Raw genomic sequence first — 20,320 nt, forward strand, 5'->3', positions numbered from 1 at the left:
AAATAGCCTAGTGGACAATAAAAAACTATGCTGGGTTTAATTTTTTGGTAGATACCCACACTGAATCCTTCTCGTAAAATCTCCAGGGCAAATGCAGGCCATTGCGTATACCAATCCTGGCGCTACATTCTATTTCTAGATGGTTCCTGTTTCGAGGTACAAGTAGACAAATCCTTGGAGTGTCCAAGATAACATTATTTAGACTTAGGTCTATCCCCATAGCCTGGCAAAGCTTAGCAGGGCCACTACAAAGATCTCCCAATAAGCTCTTGCCACGCCTTCGTGTCATTATGTCAATGCCTTGAACCGGCCGCCCAGCCCTAATAAGGACTGCCCCAGCAACACCTTTGGGAGATGTTACTATGTTGAAGCAGTAATGCATACCGTAAGTAAAGTAAACATAGGATCTCCCTGGGCTGTCCCACATAGGTGCGTTTCTTCTGGTCATCCCCCTAAAAGCATGCGACGCAGGGTCATCCTCTCCCCCGTAGGCTTCTACCTCCACTATCCTTATGGCTGTGAGTCCTTCGTGGTCCGTACTTACAAGGTATGAACCTATGAGATCTATAGCTACCTCACATGGATCGCGAGCATAGAAATCGTAACCAGGAAGATAAGCATCAAAGAGAGTGGAAATATCTTCCAGGGATATGGTAAGCACGCTCCTACCATTCACACGGATACTTCCTGAGTCCTAGAATCTGAAGAGATACACTCCAGATAAAAAGTGGGTTGTTTCTTAGGTACCGCTTCCACAGCCTTCTAGGCTCGGTGGCAAGCCTGAACAACCACTCCAGACCCACCCGTCTCATCCATTCTGGCGCCTGTGCCTTCAGCCCAGCATGAAAGTCGAAAGCAGCCCCGACACCTATCAGTACTGGAGCTTCGAGTTTATTGCGATGATCGTACATCCACAGCTCTTGTTTAGGGGTGCTTAGGCCAACCCACACTATATCGGGATTGGATGAATTTATAATCTCAACTATCTTTTGGTCTTCGTCTTCTGACAAAGGGCCAAAAGGAGGAGTATAGCAACCCACTATTCGGGCTCCTGGAAACCTTTCCTGGAGGGACTCTGCTAACTTTTCTGCTACCCCTGGACCTCCTCCATACAGAAAGTGCTTGTACCCTCTCTCTAATCCTTGAGAAAAAGCAGCGAGCATAAGGTCCGGGCCATATACTCTAGTTACCCAGTTGTTGCCCGCAAGTTTATTTAGCCACACAAGCGGCATGCCATCTGGAGTAACCATGCCAGCACGGTTATGTATTTTTTTCAACCTGGGATTAACTTGGCTTTCCATGACGCCGTGTACCCCAGTAACACATACATACTGCTTATCTCGGAGCCTTATCCAGGAATCTATCTTGGATAAGGCTCCTTTCATATCTATAGAACTTATGCCTACACCTAGTACGTTAAGGCGTCCTTTATAGGTCGTAAGGTTCCTCAACTTGCAGACCCTAAACTGACACTTTGCTACTTTCTATAGCAAGCTTCTGCCTTACTTGATCCTCGATCCACTCATAGGTACGCCTTAGTCCCTCTTCTAAAGATATCTGTGGCTCCCAGCCCAGAACTTGCCGTATACGGGTATTATCAGAGTTTCTACCTCTTACACCTTGAGGACCAGGCACGTGCTTCTTGATTACGTTTATTCCGGCTATATCGGCTACTATGTCTACAAGCTGATTGATGGTTACTAACCTATCCGTGCCTAAATTGAGAGGGAGATGATAATCACTCATCATTATCTTTTGTATGCCTACCACACAGTCGTCTATATAGCAAAAGCTCCTGGTCTGTTCACCATCTCCCCATATCTCGACTTCCGGGTTACCAGTAAGCTTGGCTATAGCCACTTTTCGGCATATAGCTGCTGGAGCCTTTTCTCTTCCACCATCCCAAGTACCTAGAGGTCCATATATGTTATGGAATCGTACTATCCTGGTGTTGAATCCATACTCATCGTGATAGTGTATGCACAGACGTTCCGATACCAACTTCTCCCAACCATAAGCATCTTGAGGGTCAGCAGGATAAGCATCCTCCTCTTTCAAAGGAGTAACATTAGATTCCTGCTGTCTATACTCAGGATACACACAAGCCGAAGATGTGAAGAGATATCTATCAACACCATTGACTCTAGCAGCCTCTATCATGTGAGTGCTAATCAGGATGTTGTTATGAAGAATTCTTGCATGGTTAGAGGAGATAAACCCCATGCCTCCCATATCGGCAGACAAGTTGTAGACGTATTCTACGCCCTCAGTAGCCCTAAGGCAGTTCTCCCAACGCCTTAGATCCAGGATCAAGAATTCATCTGCAGGAGATGGTTCATATTCTGGATGCTTTATATCTACTCCCCTGACCCAGTGGCCTTGCTCCTTAAGGCTCTTGACTAGGTGATGACCTATAAAACCTCCAGCCCCAGTTACTAATATCTTGCTCAAATGTCAACCTCCTAACAACTCATAGAAGCCAATATATTTTACTTATCAAGAACAGTGCCCAAGCACATAGTAAGCTTTATTTCGATAAAACTTCACTATAGATATGCATCAGAGCATTATAGTTAGCATCGGCATTATAATTGTCTTCGTAAGTTCTCCTTGCGTTGAGACTCATCTCCGCTAGTTTGTTAGGATGAGATAATAAACAACTTATATTATCCGCTAAGGACTTATGATCTCCAGGGGGATACTTCACACCTTGAATGCCATCTTCAATTAAGGAGTCAAGACTGCCGATCTTGCTACCTACCACTGGCAATCCGCAAGCGTACGCCTCCACAACTACCATCGGGAAAGCTTCATACCACAGAGAAGGAACAATCAGGACAGCTGCATCTCGCATTTGATGCCTTACTTCGCCCTGAGTTAATCTACCCAAGTACTCAATACGTCTATCATGTTGTGCCGCAGTTGCAACCTTCCCACTCAACGGGCCGTCCCCGACAATTCTTAATGGTACATCAAGGCTAAGATCACTCCATGCTTCTAACAGTACCGATACTCCCTTCTCCTCAGATAATCTACCTACAAACAGGGCATATCCGCCTAGATGTGAGCCTTGACCCGGATCATCCAGCAGGAAGTTAGGTTTTACATACACTTTTTGGGGCGATAATCCCCCATCGATTACTTTTAACCGCGCAAATTCGGTAAGGACTATATAGGCATCCACGTAAGTAGAAAAGGTGCGCAAACTCCTATGAAGAGTAAGCATTACTGCTACAGTTGTACTTCCTAGTCTGCTCTGCCTATAACATCTATGCCATACTCCAGGCCAGGGAACTGGTTTGTGCAGGCAGTCTTCGCAAACTCTATGATCCCTATAGAACTGTGCATTAAGGCAAAATAACCTGTAGTTATGTAAAGTTTGAACTACTCTAGCACCGGCTCTTTTCGTAGCCCAGTAAGCTGCTGGAGAGATTCTAGTAAATGTATTGTGAAAGTGGACTATATCGATACTGTTCCTGGCCACAGCCTCATATACTAACCTATATCCCCTATAGGACCAAACTGTATTACGCGCTACAGCCAAAGAGTCCTTTATGGAGGGATTATCAGGGATCTCATCGTTAGTTGCCTCTAGAGTAAAGACCTCATGCCCCCTATTTCGTAGCAGCTCGACTTCCGATCTAAATACCTGGTCCTCTCCACCAGGCTGCTTATAGTAGTTATGTACTACCAAGATACGCATTATCTCGTAATTCCCGATCGAGCATCACTGTAGAGGCGAGAGGCGGCAAGCAAAGCTTTCAATCGACCCAGTTGTAAAACATCTAGATGATAGCTATCTTGCCCCGATCTGTCTTCGAACCACCTCAAAATTACGTCCGCAAGATACGCCATATACAAGCCTACTATTTGTCTGTAAGAAAAATCGGCACCAATCAGCTTAGCTACACGTTGCCCCTCCTTGAGACTTCGAGCGGCACTAGTTTCTCCGGACGTATTCTTCACTAATAATTCTACCTGCATGACGAAGTGGAACGCGTCAGCAAGTGGAAACTGAGAAATCTTTGCGCTTTCCCAATCAAGTAGAACTAGTCGCTTTGGCGTGAGGTACACGTTCCAGGGAGCAAAATCCCCATGGGATAGCTGGGAGTGCATACCTTTATAAAGGATCGCGTCTTCAATGTACAAGATAGATTCAGCTAAAGCGGCACTAAATTCTTGGGGTAACGAGTCCTTGATCTTATCGTATCTAGACGTAAGCTCGTGCACGAGGTCATCCACTGGATATTGTCCATCGACGGGTTTATAGGTTTCTCTTAAGAAGTTTATGTGCAAAGGCAAGAGGGTATAGCCAGATGGCCTGGTTTTGCCGATTGGTCTGGTCGCTATGTAGGTAAATGTTTCACGCATTTCGTAGCCCAGAACAATGGGTATCTCAAAAGACTCATATTCTCGGCAACCAACATAATTCAGCATATCGAATTCATGCTGCACCGAAGCTATGGCTTTATCGGTGTCCCCGAGTTTAACAAAAACCGTCGGGTATCCAGACTCATCTATCAAACATGCAGTTACTTTTCTAGAGGGTCCGGGCGTACCAGATGATAGAGCGATAAATTGTTTGGCAGGATCGTTTTCCACATATTTAGACGCTATCTCAGTCAGAATTGGTACTTCGTCCTGAGCTATGAGCAGCGTGTCACTAAAGTACTTAGAGAGCCTTGTAAGAGATAAAGGCCTGCATACCCACTTATAGACCTTACCCTTTAGAGCAAAGGGTTTGTATATATCCCACGCCCTGAAAGTAACTAGAGGATTATCTAGTGGAATATACCATCTGGCGTCTCTAATACTTGGGAACACCCCATAAGTTCTAATGAACTTGAACCCCTGCCTGCGAATATAAGCCCAATCAGATTTATTTGGATTCAGGACTACTGCAGACCTTAGTGCGTTATGAGCATGATCACTGATACAGGAAGATGATTCGCCAATTTTGACGGCTGTATCACCGTCTGGATGAATAGCAGAATAGAGAAACGGTAACAGATCCTTGGGAATCTGCACAGGAAGAAGTCTACTTTGTGAATGCAATAGATACTTCCAGGAGAATGATCTAGGGTCCACAAGGATATACCTCCCAGATGCTAAGCCCTAGTAAGTTACATGGGAACACAGACATATAGCAGATCTACCGATATATTCCTGAATATATTTATGTCTCCCGCTATCGAATCTAGCTTGAAAGCCGGTAGAGCAAGCGGGGTCCGATATAAAGTCGGAGGTGTTATCCCAAATCCATAGCACCTAACTACCTTGAAACCAGCTGCATGGAACATCCTAGTGATCTCAGGGGGAGACATCTCGTTATGAATTTCTCCCTTGGCCCACTTCCTGTAGAGCAACGCAATATGTCTAGTAGACCAAGAATTACCATGTACGTTAGCAACCAAGATACCATTACGTAAGACAAGTTTTGACCGCAAAATCTTAAGGACTTCGATCCTTGTTTGTGACTCAGCGTTGAGGAGAAATCGAAAACAAGTAACGATATCAAATTGATCATCCACCAAATCTGGAGTTTGTAAAATATCTCCAACTATAAGCTCTGACCTTTTACACTTGGAAGCAGCAATTTTAATCATTGAGGGTGATATATCCAGACCCACACTCTCACTCACCAGCGGCTCAACTGCAGATAGGATCCTTCCGGTACCACAAGCAAAATCTAGCAATCTTGACCCTGTCCTAGCAGAGGCAAAATCTTCGATCAAACTTAGTACTACAGGCTTTTGCAAAGACCATATCTTTGCAGAATAGCTGTTAGGCGAATACTCAACCTGTTCATATTCCTTAACAGCCTCTTCAGTTTGAAACCTAGTAGCGTAGCTAGAAGGCATAGCTAACTTACCTCTTTAGTCTTTGGTTAAGAATAGAGCAACATACAAAATCCAATAGAAAGGATAATACCAAATAATTGTGGATTCAGTCAGGTTAGCAAGAAAGAGAAAGTATAAATATAACAAGGGCCAAAGACGATACATATGACCAATATGTCTAACTGCAAAAAGTTTACGAACCGCAGTTAGAGAGATTATTAAGTAGCTAATCAAAAAGAATGCTAATCCAACTAAACCCAAATCAATTAGTATTTCCAAAAAGCCGTTATGAGCATGGAAAGGGTACCACCCAATCTGATTCCATATAACGCTAGAAGGCCATCTATTACCCAACCAGAAGCTACCGTAGCCATATCCTAACCACGGCCTACTTTGTATCATCGGTATAAGCGCTTCCCACAAAGGGACTCTGCCAGTAAGGCTGGAAGATCTACCAAGTGCCGCGAACACAACATGTAGGTTGCCAGCTAGAAGTAAACCCATCCCTAGCACTAAAGCTGTAGCACTAGACCATATAGGAACTAATACTTGTTTGTTTTTGATTTGGAAGATTAAAAGGATGAATAAGAATAGCATTGCAATGGTTATTACTTTCGAGACAGCAGAGTCTGATAGCCAAACCAGCATTGCTGAGGAAATTAAGGATATAGTTAGAACAAATCGCTTCCTTAAGGTTTCTGCTTGGCAAATTAATATGGCTCCTAATACAGCAAACAAGACAACAAGTTTCCCAAAAGTATTCTTATGATAAAACACGCCCCTCCAGTTACCGGCATGATAGCCTGTCATAATCCCATACTCAGGACTAATCAGAACAAACACTACGCTGCATATTAAGGCTACTAACAAGGTGATAAATAGTAAATTTATCTGTTGTCTTTGATTGAATACAGTGCCAATATATATACCTACTATAGTAGCTCCCAAAAGGATAGTCAGTTTAGTCAGAGTAATGGAGGGATCAACCGCCCACAGAAGAGATAAACAACTCCAGATTAAGAACATCGATATCGGCCACACATGCCGTATCCTCGAGATGATCATTTTTGCCCTGATTATAATGAGGACCAAAGTTGCAACATAAGATACATAGAAGAAAGGAAGCATGGAATGCACAATACTTATAAAGTCAGCGTTCGGATGCCATATGGAATATAAAAGAGGTATAAAGGCTCCAGAGGTTACCAAGTAGGTATAAATTACTAGACAATATTCAACAAGAGATAGTTTATGACATCTTTGATTCGAGTCAGCTATGTCGACGCCCTCCCCAAGAAACCATAACACTTCCATTATAAAGTGATGAGCAGTTATCATAAAAATATACTAATGAACTGAGCAGAGGGTAGATGTCTAATCAAATCAAAGTGCTATACATTGCTGGATGGGGAAGAAGCGGCACGACCATTCTGGACAACATATTAGGGCAGTATAGCGGCTTGTTCTCAACAGGAGAGATAAGATACATCTGGCAAAGAGGTCTTATAGAAAACAGGCTCTGTGGTTGTGGAACACCCTTAAAGGAATGTACTTTCTGGCGAAATGTCTTAGAACCTATAGTAGGTAATGATCAAGCCAAGATAGAATACATGGCACATTGGACCGAAAACGGGCTAAGATCCAGGCATATCCCTATGTTAGCCCTTCCAGGCATAAGGAATAGGCTTATATCAAGAGTAGATACCTACAGGTATACGCTAGCGTCTCTATACCAAGAGGTAAAAGCCGCATCGGAATCACAAGTAATAGTGGACTCCTCCAAGTTTCCTACATACGGCTACATTCTGGATAGCATCCCTAATATAGATCTCTATGTAGTTCACATGGTCAGGGACCCGAGGGCTGTAGCCTATTCATGGATTAGAAAGAAAGAGATGAAAGACCAGGGAAGTAACAAATACATGAGGGGGCACAGCCCTATAGAAAGCACTTTCTTCTGGCTTCTGTGGAACTCGACTATAGAAGCTCTTTGGAAGAAGAACGATCCGGAAAAATATATCCTGTTGAGATATGAAGATTTCGTCCAAAACCCCAAGGGCGCTACCGAACGTATACTCGAGATGGTCGGAATAAAAGATCAGAATGAAACCCCATTCGTGGATCAAAACACGGTGAGACTGGCTCCAACTCACACAGTATCAGGCAATCCAAGTAGGTTTAGTACAGGTAACGTAAAGATTAAGCCGGACGAGGAGTGGCAAGAAAAGTTAGATGCCAAATCTAAACTACTCATTACCTCTCTTGCCATGCCTATGATGCATCACTATGGCTACCTAAATTTGATAGCCTTCTTTATCATACTTATGTTGGCGTTTGTAAGTGCATAGATTTTACTAGTCTTCTGAACCAGAAAAAGTCTACTATGGAATAGCCTAAGTTCATCGCCAAAATCGCCCCGTTTACCTTCAGGGTTAGGACTAGAAATATTCCTGGAATCAGCGCTATCAGGGTGGAAGAAACAAAGATCGTAAAAAACGATCTTGTCTCTCTTATAGCCCTTAGACCCGAAGATATTATCCTGCCAACATAAGTAACAAAGTAATATAAAGCAAATAGTGATAGGGTCAGACCATATTGTTCGTACTTTGCTCCATATACAAGTCTTAGGATCTCTGTAGAGAATAAAGCTACTAAGCCGCAGTAAAGAATCAGCAATGGCGCTGTCGCTACAAACGATAATCTCATCTGTCGTTTGAAGCCATTTAGACCCTGTGTATCCAATGCTCGGCTAAACCTGATCGGAAGGATGGTATCTAGAAATATCAGTGGTACGTTAAGGGGACCTAGTATAACCTGCACAGCCTTTATAACGCCAGCAGCGAAAGGTCCCACCAATATCGCGGTTATGTAGACGTAAAGCTGTACCGACAGCCAATATCCAATCCTACCAGCTGCCACCCATTTACCGTAGTCCCATATCTCCTTGATAATAGCAACACTTACCTCTGTGCCCAAAGCATGCCGAATCTGGAAGGTTCCTAAGACTGCTGCGGCCGCAGAAGTAGCTGCCATCGAATAGAGTGCTGTAACGCTACTTAGGCTGCCCACCAACCATAGGAATACTAACAATAAGATTTGCCCACCATAACTAATGAGATCGTTCAGTAGCACTCCCCCAAGCCTGTCTTCAGTATAGAGTATGCGTCTTGTAAACTCCTGGGCTTGCCAAGCTATAAGAGCGCAAAGAGTAGATAATACAATCGCAATCAACCCGGGGGAGAATATCTTAGATAAGCCTAAAGCTAATAGGCCTAGTATTAAGGCAAGAGTTATTACGGCAAGCTGAAAAGTCGCCGTGGTACTTGTATATGTATTGTACTCTCTTCCTTTCTTAGTAACCGCTAGGACGTTATGGGCCTGAGTAATGAGACCAGTCTGGACATTGTTGGCTAAAAGCAAAGCAGTGTATATAAGCGTAAATATTCCAAAATCATGAGGATCTAACTGCCTGGCGAGCAAAACCATCACGGTAAAATTGCCAGCAGATATCAAAGCCTGATCGATCAGGCCAAGAGCATTCTTACCTAAGATGTAGCTCTTATATACAGTAAATAGTTTATGCCACAAGCTGTTTTCTACGACCATAGACATAGAGACCTTCATCTCTCAAGCTCTTACTTGCTAATAGGTTCAAGTAAGATGGGATAACTTAACTGGTCGGTAGCAAGAGTGGGGCCTGTCACAGACCTTTGAACGATTAGATAGGAAAAAACAGCTACCAATAATAAGAAATTTATCTGAGCAGGTCCCAAAGCAGCTGCTTCAGGTATCACCCAGAGTGTATAGAATACGACATACATCAGAGGCCAGCGTGCCTCGAGGCTATTTCTCGCTAAGGCTAGCCTCATAGCTCTAACGAAGACACTTAACCATATAAGACCTAACAAAATTAACCCTAACACTCCTAAGTCGAGCAGTACCTCTAGTACCCCATTATGAGCATGATTGGGAGCCCAATATACCGACCTTTGAACTATTTCTAGAGTAATACTATCTCTACTCCAGAATGCATCGAAGCCGTAGCCAGTCCAGGGCCTTTCATGGACAAAATTCATTAAATAAGCCCATAAGGTAGTACGCCCTGTAAGTGTCCCTGTTCTTCCTACCAATGCAGCAGCTTCAGAAGGATTAGCTAATATAGCTAGAATTAGTCCAGCAGCAGTTATAGAGGCAGAGATAATAAGGGATTTGTAGAGCGCTCTATCCTTGGACAAGAAATCTAATCCTAATCTGGTCAGGATAACTGCTAGAGCAACGACTAAACCAGAAGAAGAATCGGACTTGACAAGCAGGAAAGCACATAATAGCAAGCCGGCGATATAAAACAAGTCTTTTATATTGTAACGACTGATTCGAATAACGAATAGCATAACTCCAAGTGACATTATGCGACCCAGTCTGTTCTTGTGTAGATATATACCTTGCCAATCACCGGCGAAAGAGCCAGTTCCAATAGCAACCTCCGGAAAAAGCTTTACAGCGATTATGCTAAGAACAGCAGCACAGATTACAACCACGCATAGGATATTGATTTGCTGGCGCAGAGTGAAACGGGAACCAAAATAAATTCCAAACAAGGTAGTACCAGCTAACCAGAGAGCAGCTGATTTTGTAGCTGTGGGTTGAATTGACCATTGGATTGACAAAAATGCTACAGCAACAAGGACTAACAGAGGGAGAGCTTTCTTCGTAACTCTCAATATTTGCTCGTAGTGTATTAGAGAAAAAAGAAGGACTAACACATAGGTGGCAAATAATAGGGTATTGCCGGGATCAGATGAAGAGCTACCGTTATTAGTTTGGGTTAGTCCGGACCATCCTCGTAGTCTAGGATCTGTAACAAGTAATAAACCCACTACCGATACTGCAGATTCAATCCAGAACAAAAATCGTAAGTATTTGTGGCTCTGACGACAGCTAGCAAGCTCCGTGGCATCTCGTGATATAACCATGCATCACCAACATCTCACAAAAGTGTTTCCCTTACTAGTACAATACCAGCCACATAACATCCCATTATGTCTAAGTATCTTGCAGTTTCTTCCAACTTAGATAAAAGAGTCTTGTTGCGCTGTGTAACTATTACACAACAATCTACCTTGTTACCAGCAAGAAGATCGGAGTTAGTGTTGTTTATTGGATCAGCAATATAAAGCAACGCAAAGCTGGAAACATCCTCGGAATCACTTATAAGCTCGTGCAACCCTAGTTCGGAAAGGTTACGAGAACTGGAGGTAGGAGGTACAAGCATGAGTTCAAGGTTTTCAACAGAGGATACAACCGCGGGAGCAGAATCGCCTACCCTAGGGTGCTTATCATTATCTTGATCAAAGACCTTAGTTAGAGCAGGATTCTTTGTTGCGCATTCTACTAATAGCACACGGCTGGCGGTATAAGACATAGCCTTGGCGATTGCTGCCGCGACCTTGATTTGTTGGTCTGTGTCTTCAGTAGTGGATACAGTACCTACACGCTCCTCAGAACCTAATAAATCGCGCCTGATCTTAGCAGCAATTAATCTAACACTTGGTGTCCTGGATAGGCTTTCAACATCAAACCTTCGGAGTCTACTCAGCTTTACATCGCCTAAAACTTGAACCCCTAGGTATTGCTCAACTTGAGACTTAGAGAATACTCTACGTCTAGATCTTTCCTTGGCTACAGACAGGACACTACCCAACCCTAGACCTATAAGGAGCCCGGCAAGGGTATTTAGGATCTTGGAGCTCCTTGAGGGAGAGCCGGAGAGATGAGCAGGTATGATGGTAGTGATACCTAAATCTGGAGACAGGATTTGAACCTGTAAATCACGCCTCTGCTGGAGCAATCCCTGATAAGTATTGTTAGCCTGGGCCAGTGCAAGTTGCGCCTGTCTGACTTCCTGCCTACCAGCTGGTGTGGAACTATCGGCTGACCTAAGAGCCTCCATATATACAGCCCTGGCATCATCTACCTGTGCAGAGGCCTGTGCTATCTCACGATTGAGTTGTTGTAGGTCAGACTGTATATCAGCACGTAGTCTTTGGCTGTACCATGAGTAAAAACCCTGTATAAGTGCATTCAAAGCTTTGATACTAGTCTGTGGATCGTTAAAAGTTGCGTTTATTTCTAATAGCTGAGTATTTATAGGATTCTTAGCATCAAAATGATCCTTGAGCGCCGATACCCTCCCTTTCCATCCTATCTCTTTGGCAACGTTAGAAAGCACAGGTTGGGATGTAATGATCTCCTGATATGTGCCAATCATTGAGTTGGCGACTTGAAGGTAACGAGGATCTATCTGCCCTGGGGTAGAACTGGGGTTAACCATCAGGACTGCACTTGCCGAATAAGAAGGATACTGATAAGTAGCCCAGGCATAGCCTGCAGCAGAAAGAAGCGCAGCTGTAATGAGTAGTATCCACCAATTCCTAATTAGCATCCACAAATATTCCCCCAGGCCAATCGCAGGTTCTTGTCTGGGAGATACCCACCTTGGAGATTCACTCATAGCTTCACCCTTAGACTAAACTCTAAAAAGCACCTTTACCTGAAAACACCACCCAAATAGTCCTCAGCAATATCTCAACGTCTAACTTTAAGCCCTGATGAAGTACATAATAAATATCAAGGTCGGTATTCTCATGCATTGGCAGCTCACTTCTACCCATAACTTGCCACCAACCAGTTATTCCTGGTTTTACTAAATGCCTAAAGTGTTGCCAATCTTGATAACGCTCAACTATCTCAGGTAGTTCCGGCCTAGGACCAACCAGACTCATATCACCCTTTAAGACATTGAGCAATTGAGGGATTTCATCTAAGCTGGTTTTTCTTAGTATACGCCCAACTTTGGTAACCCGTGGATCGTCCCTCATCTTGTGAGGCATAGAGTTGGGATCATATCCAACATCGGACCACCTCTCAGGCTGGAGCATTGTCCGGAACTTGTATATCCTGATTATTGATCCTCCTCTTCCCACCCTCTCCTGCGACAGTATAATCGGTCTTCCACTGTCAAGATAAATTACAAGTCCTATCAATAACAAGATCGGACTAAGCAATATTAGAAACACTAATGCCGTGCTTCGATCTAATAAAGGTTTGAATAAAGTAGTGTAAATAACCCTAGTGGTATACCTATTGCTAATACCATAGCGCCTAATGAAGTCGAAGAGGCCTCTCAACCCTTCTAGGCTTGCGATATCCATCAAAACAGGAGATATAATATGCTCTTCTCTAATCAACTTACTAGATGTTCTTTCAAGCATTGAACTCTTACCTAACAAGATAAGCAAAGGCTAATCACAGGATTTAACTTAGTAATTATCAAAAGTTAATAATTTCAAGATTTATTGTTTATCATAATACAGAATTTAGTAATGCGACCGGTAATAAGGTATCATAACTCGAACGTTAGTCGGGCTTTATAGGTTCATGTCTGGGAGAGGTCTATGCGCGTTCTAGTTGCTGGCGGAGCTGGCTTTGTTGGCTCTAATTTATGTGAGAGGCTAGTTGAGCAAGGACATGAGGTAGTGTGTATAGATAACCTTAGCACAGGTAGGATTCGAAACCTGGCTAACTTACTAACACATTCCAGGTTCTGTTTTATAGAGCACGACGTTATTGAAGGTATTCCCAACACAAGCCGTCCGTTTGATCGCATATACCATCTAGCTAGCCCTGCCAGCCCTCCAGGATATCAATCTCGCCAGATAGAGACGCTTAGGGTGAACAGTGAGGGCACTCTTCACCTTCTTGAGCTTGCCGAAAAGCACGGTGCCCGTTTACTCTATGCTTCAACTTCAGAGGTATACGGAGACCCACTTGAGCATCCTCAGAGCGAGGAATACAGGGGAAACGTAAGCAGCACAGGCCCAAGATCCATGTATGACGAAGGCAAAAGGTACGGAGAAGCTCTGTGTATGGCCTTTTACAGAGTAAGGCAGGTGGATGTACGTATAGTAAGAATATTTAATACCTATGGGCCAAAATCAGATCCCTACGATGGAAGAATAGTCCCTAGCTTTATTACCCAAGCTCTACTAAACAAACCTATCACAGTCTACGGCGACGGCAAGCAAACTAGAGCCTTGTGCTATGTCGATGACACAATAGAAGGTATGATACGCATGATGGAGTCCGAAAAAACATCTGGAGAAGTGGTTAATCTAGGAAATCCAGATGAACATTCGGTGCTAGATTATGCAAAGCTGATAATAGAGCTGACCGGAAGCTCTTCAGAGATACGCTTCCAGGGACCTATAGTGGGAGATGACCCTCACAGAAGGTGTCCGGACATATCTAAAGCTAGGCGTTTGTTAGATTGGGCACCATGCATCTCATTATCTGAGGGTATACCTCGTACTATAGAATATTTTCGCACTGAGCTTGCAGAACTTGGAGTCCTGGCTGCTACTTAGGTAAAAGAAGATTGGAGCTTAGGCATGATAAATTCGCAACCTGAAACTTTGTCTACTGTTGACAGTGTGCTAAGCATAGCAAGTCAAATCAGTATACAAATTGCATCTGAGGCAGCTAGACACGATGAAGAAGCCTCTTTCCCATTCGAAAACTTTGAAGTTATTAGGAATGAGGGTTTGCATAAACTCACCGTGCCTCAAGAATACGGCGGTGTAGGGATTAACATAGAGCAGCTTGTGGCTGTTCAACAAGAGATAGCTAAGGGGGATGCCAGTACCGCTCTGGTACTTGGTATGCACTTATCCCTAATTGGCAGGCAGGCTGAGAGCAGAGATTGGCCAGAAAGTTTTTTTGAATTCATCTGCAGGGAAGTTGTTGAAAAGGGGGCAATGATCAACTCGGCGGCAACCGAACCACAGATGGGTTCTCCAAGCCGCGGAGGTTTACCTCAGACAAGGGCAGAGAAGAAGAATGATGGATGGGTTCTCAATGGTAGGAAGAGTTTTGTCACTGGAGCACCTATCCTAGATTACTTTATAGTTCTAGCAGCTGTCGATGACCGAAGAGCTACTTTCTTGGTCCCTCGAGATTCCGACGGACTGTCTATCGAAGAAACCTGGAATACGTTAGGTATGAGAGCATCAGGATCACATGATCTCATCTTGGAGGATGTGTTTGTCCCAGATAAGTTTCTCATAATTCCTAAAGAAAGCCAAGCCCCTGCAAATAGTGGAAGAGTATGGTCTGCACTGACCCTTTCCGCTATATACCTAGGTATAGCTAAAGCAGCTCAGAGGTTCATAGTCGACTTTTGTAAAAACAGAACCCCAAGTGCTTTGGGAAAGCCTATAGCAGAATTAGAACACGTGCAACAGGGTTTAGGAGAGATCGCAGCAGATATTCGTATTGCCGAGATAATGCTAGAAACGACAGCAAAACGCTGGAATCAGAATATCGAGATTAGAGACAAAATATCAGGGGACGTAGCCCTGACCAAATACACCTGTACCAACTGTGCCATAAAGGTAACGGATAAAGCTATGAGGCTCGCCGGTGGTAACGCATTATCTAAGAAGCTGCCTCTAGAGAGGTATTTTAGAGATGCCAGGGCTGGTCTCTATAATCCCCCAGCAGACCACGAAACTCTTAGGATGCTTGGCATGGAATCGTTAGGTCTAGCAATACGGCTTACCTAACTACCCTGTTCCCTGCGAACCTCCAAATATTCATCAAAGCTCATAGGGTACTCTGAGATAAGATGAGCTCCGAGCAGAGCTTTGTACCTATCGATGGTCTCAGGACGGGAGTCGACTACTTCTATACCACCTTCGGTAATACTCTTATTAAGATACATCGCATGACGTAAAAGATAAATTATCTCCAGGTCTGCATCAGGCATAGAATACCCAATAATCGCCATTCCATCAGCCGTACGGATAGCGTTATGAGCTAGCTTCCATACGTTTTGTAGGCTGCGAATCATATTTACCTGTACTAAGCTTGGCGGGATCATGACGGCATGTAGATCACTACCATCCCTAGGGCAAGTTTTCGCATTGGGCGCATAGATGGGTTTGTCATCTTGCAGATTCCCATCAAGTACATAGATCTCATCGCACTCCGCACAGTATCTCCAATTGAAAGAACCATGAAGCTTTATCATCAGATACCCACTGGATGGAGTATTACCTTCCAACCCATACCAGAAATCTTTCCCAGATTCTTTTATAGCTCTCTCTAGCAGCAGATCGTAGTTGGTGGTTATAAAAATCGCATCTTCTTCCACAACCTCTACAAACCTCGTAAATGGGTTGTCATATTTCGTGGAGAAATCATAAGAGGGATTACCTTCTTGATCATAGATCACTCGGCATCCTGCAACTACGTGCTGAATTAGATTGATCAGCGCTTCAGATATATCAAAGTCTTTAGGAACTATCTTGGACTTCCTGCCGATAGCTATATCAGCCAGACCCCAAATTATGTCTAAAGGAGGCAGATGAGAAGTATCGAGCTTACCGGCATGAAAGACTCTTCCGATCCAATCATACACGTTTGATATTAATTCTATATCTTGGTCCGAGAGTGCACTTAAGTAACTTGAGCTCTCAGCGGGTTGTCGAGAGCTCAAGCTTTCTAATAGTTGCAAGCCAGCAGCTAAGATTTGATTTGATAAAGGCACTCCTGCTTCATGCGATGCGCCTGCTCCCAAAAAATAAACCTTAGCCAATTTGATATTCCTAGATCCTAGGAGGTTTGCCCTGAGCCCAAGGTCCAGTCTGGGGCCCAAACATATTCTCTCGTAGTTCAGCCTTCAGAACTTCTATCTTTCGAAGTACATACTCATTAGCCTCAGCAGCAGGCATATTTGAAACTAACACATCGGCAGCTATGCCTGAGAGTTTCATAAGGAAATCCGTGTTCTTCTTTTGATCATAGGAAAGATGAGTTATATCTGCTGCCGCCAACAGCAGACGAGCTACGTCTGGATACCTCTCCGCTAGAAGCCTTCCAACCTCCTCTTCTTCTGGCGTCAATGGCTCATCTTCAGATATGAATCTTCTCATAGCACAAACCGTACTGACTGCAAAAAACTAATTACTTACACCTTGTTCAACCAATTCTATACCAGCAGCCCTTCTTAAGATATCAGCCTTATCAGTCTCCTCCCACGGCGCGTCTATATCTGATCTTCCGAAATGCCCATAAGTAGCTGTCGGCTTATAAATAGGTCTTTGGAGTCTGAGATTGTCCAATATGGCTTTGGGTCTAAGATCGAAATGCTCTCTGATGAGCTGCTCTATCTTGGCATCTGTAATGCCAGGGGCACAAGTACCAAATGTCTCAACCATGATAGATATCGGATGAGCCACACCGATAGCGTAGCTAACCTGAAGCTCGCACCTACGCGCAAGTCCGGCAGCTACCACATTCTTAGCTATATATCTGGCCATATAGGATGCGGACCTGTCTACCTTGGTGGGATCTTTACCCGAGAAGGCACCGCCTCCATGTCTCGCCATACCGCCATAGGTATCAACTATTATCTTTCTCCCGGTAAGCCCAGCATCTGCTTTCGGGCCACCAGATACGAATCTTCCTGTAGGATTCACATACAACTTGAGGTCCTTATCTATTAGTTCAGAAGGAATTACCGCTTCAACTACATGCTCCCTTACATCCTTGCGTATCTGCTCTAGGGTAACATCAGGGTCATGTTGAATAGAAACGACAACCGTATCAACTCTTACTGGCCTGCCCTTACTATACTCTACCGTTACCTGAGATTTACCATCCGGCCTGAAATAGGGCACTATACCTGACTTGCGCACATAGTCTAATCGCTTTGTAAGAGCATGTGCCAGATATATAGGCATGGGCATGAGCTCAGGAGTCTCATCACAAGCAAAGCCTATCATCATGCCCTGATCACCAGCACCCAGCTGATCATAAGGGTCAACGTTGTGAGATGTCTTCACCTCGAGCGAGGAATCTACACCAATAGCTATATCGGAGCTCTGCTCTTTGATAGAAGTCACAACCCCACAAGTCTCGTAGTCAAAGCCGTACTCGGAGGAGGTGTAACCTATCTCCTTCACGGTATCTCTAACTATAGAGGGTATATCCACGTAACCCTCGCGCAGAGTAATCTCACCAAAGACCATTACTAAACCAGTCGTCACAGCTGCCTCGCAGGCTACCCGTGCGTTAGGATCAATTGCAAGAAAAGCATCCAGTACAGCATCAGAAATCTGATCACAGATTTTATCCGGATGCCCTTGTGTCACGGATTCACTAGTAAATAATAGTCTTTCGGCCTCCATGAAGTTGTCAGCCACTAAGGTACCTCCTATTCTTGGTACAACTTCTCTGAGAAGTTTGATTCTTACTTATTAGCTTATAATATCACACGGGTAATAAGCCTTGACATGTAAGGGGTCCAGCACATATTCTTATTCCAATAAAAGAATAAATAAGCAACCTTATCAAGAGAGGTGGAGGGAGACGGCCCTGTGAAGCCCGGCAACCAGCGCCTAGGAGCGCCAGGTGCCAATTCCGGCGACCAAGTCGCAAGATAAGGGACAACCATTATAGGCCCCTTGTCATTGCGCAAGGGGCCTATTGCTGTCTCCTGATAACATAGAGAGGATACAATAAAATTATGAAAGATCCTTTTGTAGAGCGTCTAGAAAAAGGTCCAATACTTTCGGACGGAGCTATCGGTACGCAGCTCTACGAGAGGGGTGTACCTTACGGTAAATCCTTCGACGAACTCAATATATTGGATCCAAGCCTTGTTAGCGGTGTGCATATAGATTATCTCAGGGCTGGCGCGGAGATCATAACCACTAACACCTTTGGAGCTAATAGAATCAGGCTAAAGGAATTTGGGCTAGAGAAAAAAGTCAGGGATATAAACCTAAGAGGGGTAAAGATAGCTAGAGAGGCCCGTGAGATAGTTGGAGTACCAGCGTTTATTGCGGGTTCGGTGGGTCCAATAGGCAGGCCCGCAACCGAATATAATTCTCTGACAGATAGGATAATTAGCGATACTTTCCATGAGCAGATAGAGGCGCTCCTTGAGGGGGGTGCCGATATCATAATGTTCGAGACCTTCTCAGAGCTTGAAGAGCTATTGATTGCAATAGAAGTTGCGAAGGAGGTGTGTGAGCTACCAATTATAGCTCAGATGTCTTTTGGCGAAGACGAGCTCACTCACGGCGGTGATACCCCTGAGGATTTCGTAAAGGCGTTGAAAGGTTCGGATGTAGATGTAATTGGTGTCAACTGCTCAGTCGGGCCACAAGGCACACTAGACGTTGTAATGAGATTGATCGCTGCAGGTGCACACAGGGTATCGGCTCAGCCTAACGCTGGGTTACCCTCTCGTAGAGGCCAACACTTCGTATACATAAGTACTCCAGAATATTTTGCAGAGTATGCGAAGAAATTCATTTCAGCTGGTGCGGTAATCGTAGGTGGTTGCTGTGGTACGACGCCTGCCCATATATCCGCCATGGCTACGGCAATCAAAGATGGCAATCATGCTACTACGGTTACTGTTAATATTGAACAGAAGTCCCCGTATATAACCGCTGTACCCTCTGGAGAGCCTGAACCTACCAAGCTTGCACAGGCAATAAAGAAGGGCGAGTTCATAGTTAGCGTTGAGGTAGATCCCCCTAAGGGGTTAAGTGCCCGCAAAACTCTTGAGGGCGCGAAAATGTTGGCCGAGAAGGGGGTCAAGTGGATCAATATAGGTGACAGCCCGATGGCGAGGGTCAGAATGAGCTGTATAGCACTAGCCAAGCTCATTCAAGAAACCACTCCCATCGAGGCTATCATACATTTCACTACTCGAGACAGGAACGTCATGGCCATACAGAGCGATCTCATAGGTGCTCACGCTATGGGTATAAGGAACGTCATAGCTCTTACGGGCGACCCTCCCAGCCTCGGAGACTATCCAGATGCAACAGGTGTTTGGGATATAGATTCCGTCGGATTAATCAAGGCTCTTTCTAGAATGAATGAAGGGTTCGATCTAGCAGGTAAGCAGATAGGGGCCAAGGCCGGGTTCTGCATAGCAGCTGCTGTTGATCCAACAGCTAAGGACCTAGAGTTCCAAATCGATAGGATGTGGCAAAAGATAGAGGCTGGTGCTCATCTCATCATGAGCCAACCCCTATACGATGTAGAGGATCTTCAAAAGTTTCTTGATAGAGTAGGTAACATCCCCGTTCCTTTCATACTTGGTGTGCTACCATTGCAAAGCTATAAGCACGCAGAGTTTATGCATAACGAGGTACCGGGAATATATGTACCCGAGCATATACTTGATGCTATGAGGCGTGCCGGCTCCAATGGTCTACAGGAGGGAGTACGTCTCGCACAGGAGTTGGTTCATCAAGCACAACACCTCGTACAAGGTATTTACCTCATGCCGTCTTTTGGTAGATACGATGTATGTGCACAGGTCTTTGAAGCGCTGGATATGGACAAGCGTCCAACTGCTAGCAATAGTTCTGAAGCTCAAGCAGCAAATAAGTGAAATA

The 20,320-nt window shown here is 44.3% G+C and carries 18 protein-coding genes and 1 riboswitch; of the genes, 4 read left to right on the plus strand and 14 right to left on the minus strand.

The annotated features are described in order from the left end of the window. Positions 1 to 25 precede the first annotated feature (25 nt). The 7 genes from N2245_RS07140 to N2245_RS07170 form a co-directional block, all read right to left on the minus strand. Positions 26 to 676 (minus strand): DNA-3-methyladenine glycosylase, encoded by a 651-nt coding sequence (locus N2245_RS07140; RefSeq protein ID WP_494536045.1) that lies wholly within the window; start codon positions 674 to 676, stop codon positions 26 to 28. Beyond that, complete coding sequence (locus N2245_RS07145) at positions 666 to 1,451, minus strand: WecB/TagA/CpsF family glycosyltransferase (RefSeq protein WP_494536046.1); 786 nt, start codon at positions 1,449 to 1,451, stop codon at positions 666 to 668. Before N2245_RS07145 ends, N2245_RS07140 begins: the two co-directional genes overlap by 11 nt. A 10-nt stretch (positions 1,452 to 1,461) precedes the next feature. Then, positions 1,462 to 2,451 (minus strand): NAD-dependent epimerase/dehydratase family protein, encoded by a 990-nt coding sequence (locus N2245_RS07150; protein ID WP_494536047.1) that lies wholly within the window; start codon positions 2,449 to 2,451, stop codon positions 1,462 to 1,464. 76 nt (positions 2,452 to 2,527) lie between these two features. Next, complete coding sequence (locus tag N2245_RS07155) at positions 2,528 to 3,703, minus strand: glycosyltransferase family 4 protein (protein WP_494536048.1); 1,176 nt, start codon at positions 3,701 to 3,703, stop codon at positions 2,528 to 2,530. Further along, a complete protein-coding gene (locus N2245_RS07160) occupies positions 3,703 to 5,088 on the minus strand; it encodes a hypothetical protein (protein WP_494536049.1) in 1,386 nt (461 codons plus the stop codon). Before N2245_RS07160 ends, N2245_RS07155 begins: the two co-directional genes overlap by 1 nt. Positions 5,089 to 5,123: 35 nt before the next feature. Continuing rightward, positions 5,124 to 5,861, minus strand: a complete 738-nt coding sequence (locus N2245_RS07165) for a class I SAM-dependent methyltransferase (protein ID WP_494536050.1) — start codon at positions 5,859 to 5,861, stop codon at positions 5,124 to 5,126. Positions 5,862 to 5,876: 15 nt separating this feature from the next. Beyond that, positions 5,877 to 7,178, minus strand: a complete 1,302-nt coding sequence (locus N2245_RS07170) for an O-antigen ligase family protein (RefSeq protein WP_494536051.1) — start codon at positions 7,176 to 7,178, stop codon at positions 5,877 to 5,879. A gap of 32 nt (positions 7,179 to 7,210) precedes the next feature. Here N2245_RS07170 and N2245_RS07175 point away from each other — a divergent pair, with 32 nt between their 5' ends. Then, positions 7,211 to 8,188: a sulfotransferase family protein gene (locus N2245_RS07175; protein ID WP_494536052.1), complete on the plus strand. Its 978-nt coding sequence runs from the start codon at positions 7,211 to 7,213 to the stop codon at positions 8,186 to 8,188. Here the strand turns inward: N2245_RS07175 and N2245_RS07180 are convergent. The 4 genes from N2245_RS07180 to N2245_RS07195 form a co-directional block, all read right to left on the minus strand. Beyond that, positions 8,163 to 9,452: a lipopolysaccharide biosynthesis protein gene (locus tag N2245_RS07180; RefSeq protein ID WP_494536053.1), complete on the minus strand. Its 1,290-nt coding sequence runs from the start codon at positions 9,450 to 9,452 to the stop codon at positions 8,163 to 8,165. The genes N2245_RS07175 and N2245_RS07180 overlap by 26 nt on opposite strands. Positions 9,453 to 9,475: 23 nt before the next feature. Continuing rightward, the gene (locus tag N2245_RS07185) at positions 9,476 to 10,231 is read right to left on the minus strand and encodes an O-antigen ligase family protein (protein WP_494536054.1); all 756 of its coding nucleotides are present in this window, start codon (positions 10,229 to 10,231) and stop codon (positions 9,476 to 9,478) included. A gap of 596 nt (positions 10,232 to 10,827) precedes the next feature. Continuing rightward, positions 10,828 to 12,351 carry a Wzz/FepE/Etk N-terminal domain-containing protein gene (locus tag N2245_RS07190; RefSeq protein ID WP_494536055.1) on the minus strand — a complete coding sequence of 508 codons (1,524 nt, stop codon included), beginning with the start codon at positions 12,349 to 12,351 and terminating at the stop codon, positions 10,828 to 10,830. A 22-nt stretch (positions 12,352 to 12,373) separates the two neighbouring features. Beyond that, positions 12,374 to 13,111, minus strand: coding sequence for a sugar transferase (locus tag N2245_RS07195; protein WP_494536056.1), 738 nt, complete (start codon positions 13,109 to 13,111; stop codon positions 12,374 to 12,376). Positions 13,112 to 13,294: 183 nt separating this feature from the next. On the opposite strand from N2245_RS07195, the gene N2245_RS07200 reads away from it, so the two are divergent. Both N2245_RS07200 and N2245_RS07205 read left to right on the plus strand, forming a co-directional pair. Continuing rightward, positions 13,295 to 14,263, plus strand: a complete 969-nt coding sequence (locus tag N2245_RS07200) for a UDP-glucuronic acid decarboxylase family protein (RefSeq protein WP_494536057.1) — start codon at positions 13,295 to 13,297, stop codon at positions 14,261 to 14,263. Positions 14,264 to 14,287: 24 nt separating this feature from the next. After that, a complete protein-coding gene (locus tag N2245_RS07205) occupies positions 14,288 to 15,460 on the plus strand; it encodes an acyl-CoA dehydrogenase family protein (protein WP_494536058.1) in 1,173 nt (390 codons plus the stop codon). Here the strand turns inward: N2245_RS07205 and N2245_RS07210 are convergent. The 3 genes from N2245_RS07210 to metK are packed head-to-tail and all read right to left on the minus strand — an operon-like array spanning position 15,457 to position 18,088. Then, complete coding sequence (locus tag N2245_RS07210; RefSeq protein ID WP_494536059.1) at positions 15,457 to 16,494, minus strand: SIR2 family protein; 1,038 nt, start codon at positions 16,492 to 16,494, stop codon at positions 15,457 to 15,459. The two genes, N2245_RS07205 and N2245_RS07210, sit on opposite strands and share 4 nt — an antisense overlap. A gap of 10 nt (positions 16,495 to 16,504) precedes the next feature. Beyond that, a complete protein-coding gene (locus N2245_RS07215) occupies positions 16,505 to 16,831 on the minus strand; it encodes a hypothetical protein (protein ID WP_012875128.1) in 327 nt (108 codons plus the stop codon). Positions 16,832 to 16,858: 27 nt separating this feature from the next. Beyond that, on the minus strand, positions 16,859 to 18,088 hold the full coding sequence (gene metK / locus N2245_RS07220) for a methionine adenosyltransferase (protein WP_494536119.1): 1,230 nt from the start codon (positions 18,086 to 18,088) through the stop codon (positions 16,859 to 16,861). 156 nt (positions 18,089 to 18,244) lie between these two features. Beyond that, a riboswitch (SAM riboswitch) is annotated at positions 18,245 to 18,346 on the plus strand. Positions 18,347 to 18,426: 80 nt separating this feature from the next. On the opposite strand from metK, the gene N2245_RS07225 reads away from it, so the two are divergent. Next, positions 18,427 to 20,316 carry a bifunctional homocysteine S-methyltransferase/methylenetetrahydrofolate reductase gene (locus N2245_RS07225; protein WP_494536060.1) on the plus strand — a complete coding sequence of 630 codons (1,890 nt, stop codon included), beginning with the start codon at positions 18,427 to 18,429 and terminating at the stop codon, positions 20,314 to 20,316. Positions 20,317 to 20,320: the final 4 nt, after the last annotated feature.

Source organism: Thermobaculum sp. T2p, assembly GCF_059335935.1.

What these genes read in the sequence shown, in the direction of transcription:
- N2245_RS07180 (WP_494536053.1), bottom strand. Translation starts at nt 9,452, where the DNA reads ATGTCTATGGTCGTAGAAAACAGCTTGTGGCATAAACTATTTACTGTA.
- N2245_RS07200 (WP_494536057.1), top strand. Translation starts at nt 13,295, where the DNA reads ATGCGCGTTCTAGTTGCTGGCGGAGCTGGCTTTGTTGGCTCTAATTTA.
- N2245_RS07185 (WP_494536054.1), bottom strand. Translation starts at nt 10,231, where the DNA reads ATGCTATTCGTTATTCGAATCAGTCGTTACAATATAAAAGACTTGTTT.
- N2245_RS07225 (WP_494536060.1), top strand. Translation starts at nt 18,427, where the DNA reads ATGAAAGATCCTTTTGTAGAGCGTCTAGAAAAAGGTCCAATACTTTCG.
- N2245_RS07175 (WP_494536052.1), top strand. Translation starts at nt 7,211, where the DNA reads ATGTCTAATCAAATCAAAGTGCTATACATTGCTGGATGGGGAAGAAGC.
- N2245_RS07215 (WP_012875128.1), bottom strand. Translation starts at nt 16,831, where the DNA reads ATGAGAAGATTCATATCTGAAGATGAGCCATTGACGCCAGAAGAAGAG.
- N2245_RS07190 (WP_494536055.1), bottom strand. Translation starts at nt 12,351, where the DNA reads ATGAGTGAATCTCCAAGGTGGGTATCTCCCAGACAAGAACCTGCGATT.
- N2245_RS07205 (WP_494536058.1), top strand. Translation starts at nt 14,288, where the DNA reads ATGATAAATTCGCAACCTGAAACTTTGTCTACTGTTGACAGTGTGCTA.
- N2245_RS07170 (WP_494536051.1), bottom strand. Translation starts at nt 7,178, where the DNA reads ATGATAACTGCTCATCACTTTATAATGGAAGTGTTATGGTTTCTTGGG.
- N2245_RS07195 (WP_494536056.1), bottom strand. Translation starts at nt 13,111, where the DNA reads ATGCTTGAAAGAACATCTAGTAAGTTGATTAGAGAAGAGCATATTATA.
- N2245_RS07155 (WP_494536048.1), bottom strand. Translation starts at nt 3,703, where the DNA reads ATGCGTATCTTGGTAGTACATAACTACTATAAGCAGCCTGGTGGAGAG.
- N2245_RS07165 (WP_494536050.1), bottom strand. Translation starts at nt 5,861, where the DNA reads ATGCCTTCTAGCTACGCTACTAGGTTTCAAACTGAAGAGGCTGTTAAG.
- metK (WP_494536119.1), bottom strand. Translation starts at nt 18,088, where the DNA reads ATGGAGGCCGAAAGACTATTATTTACTAGTGAATCCGTGACACAAGGG.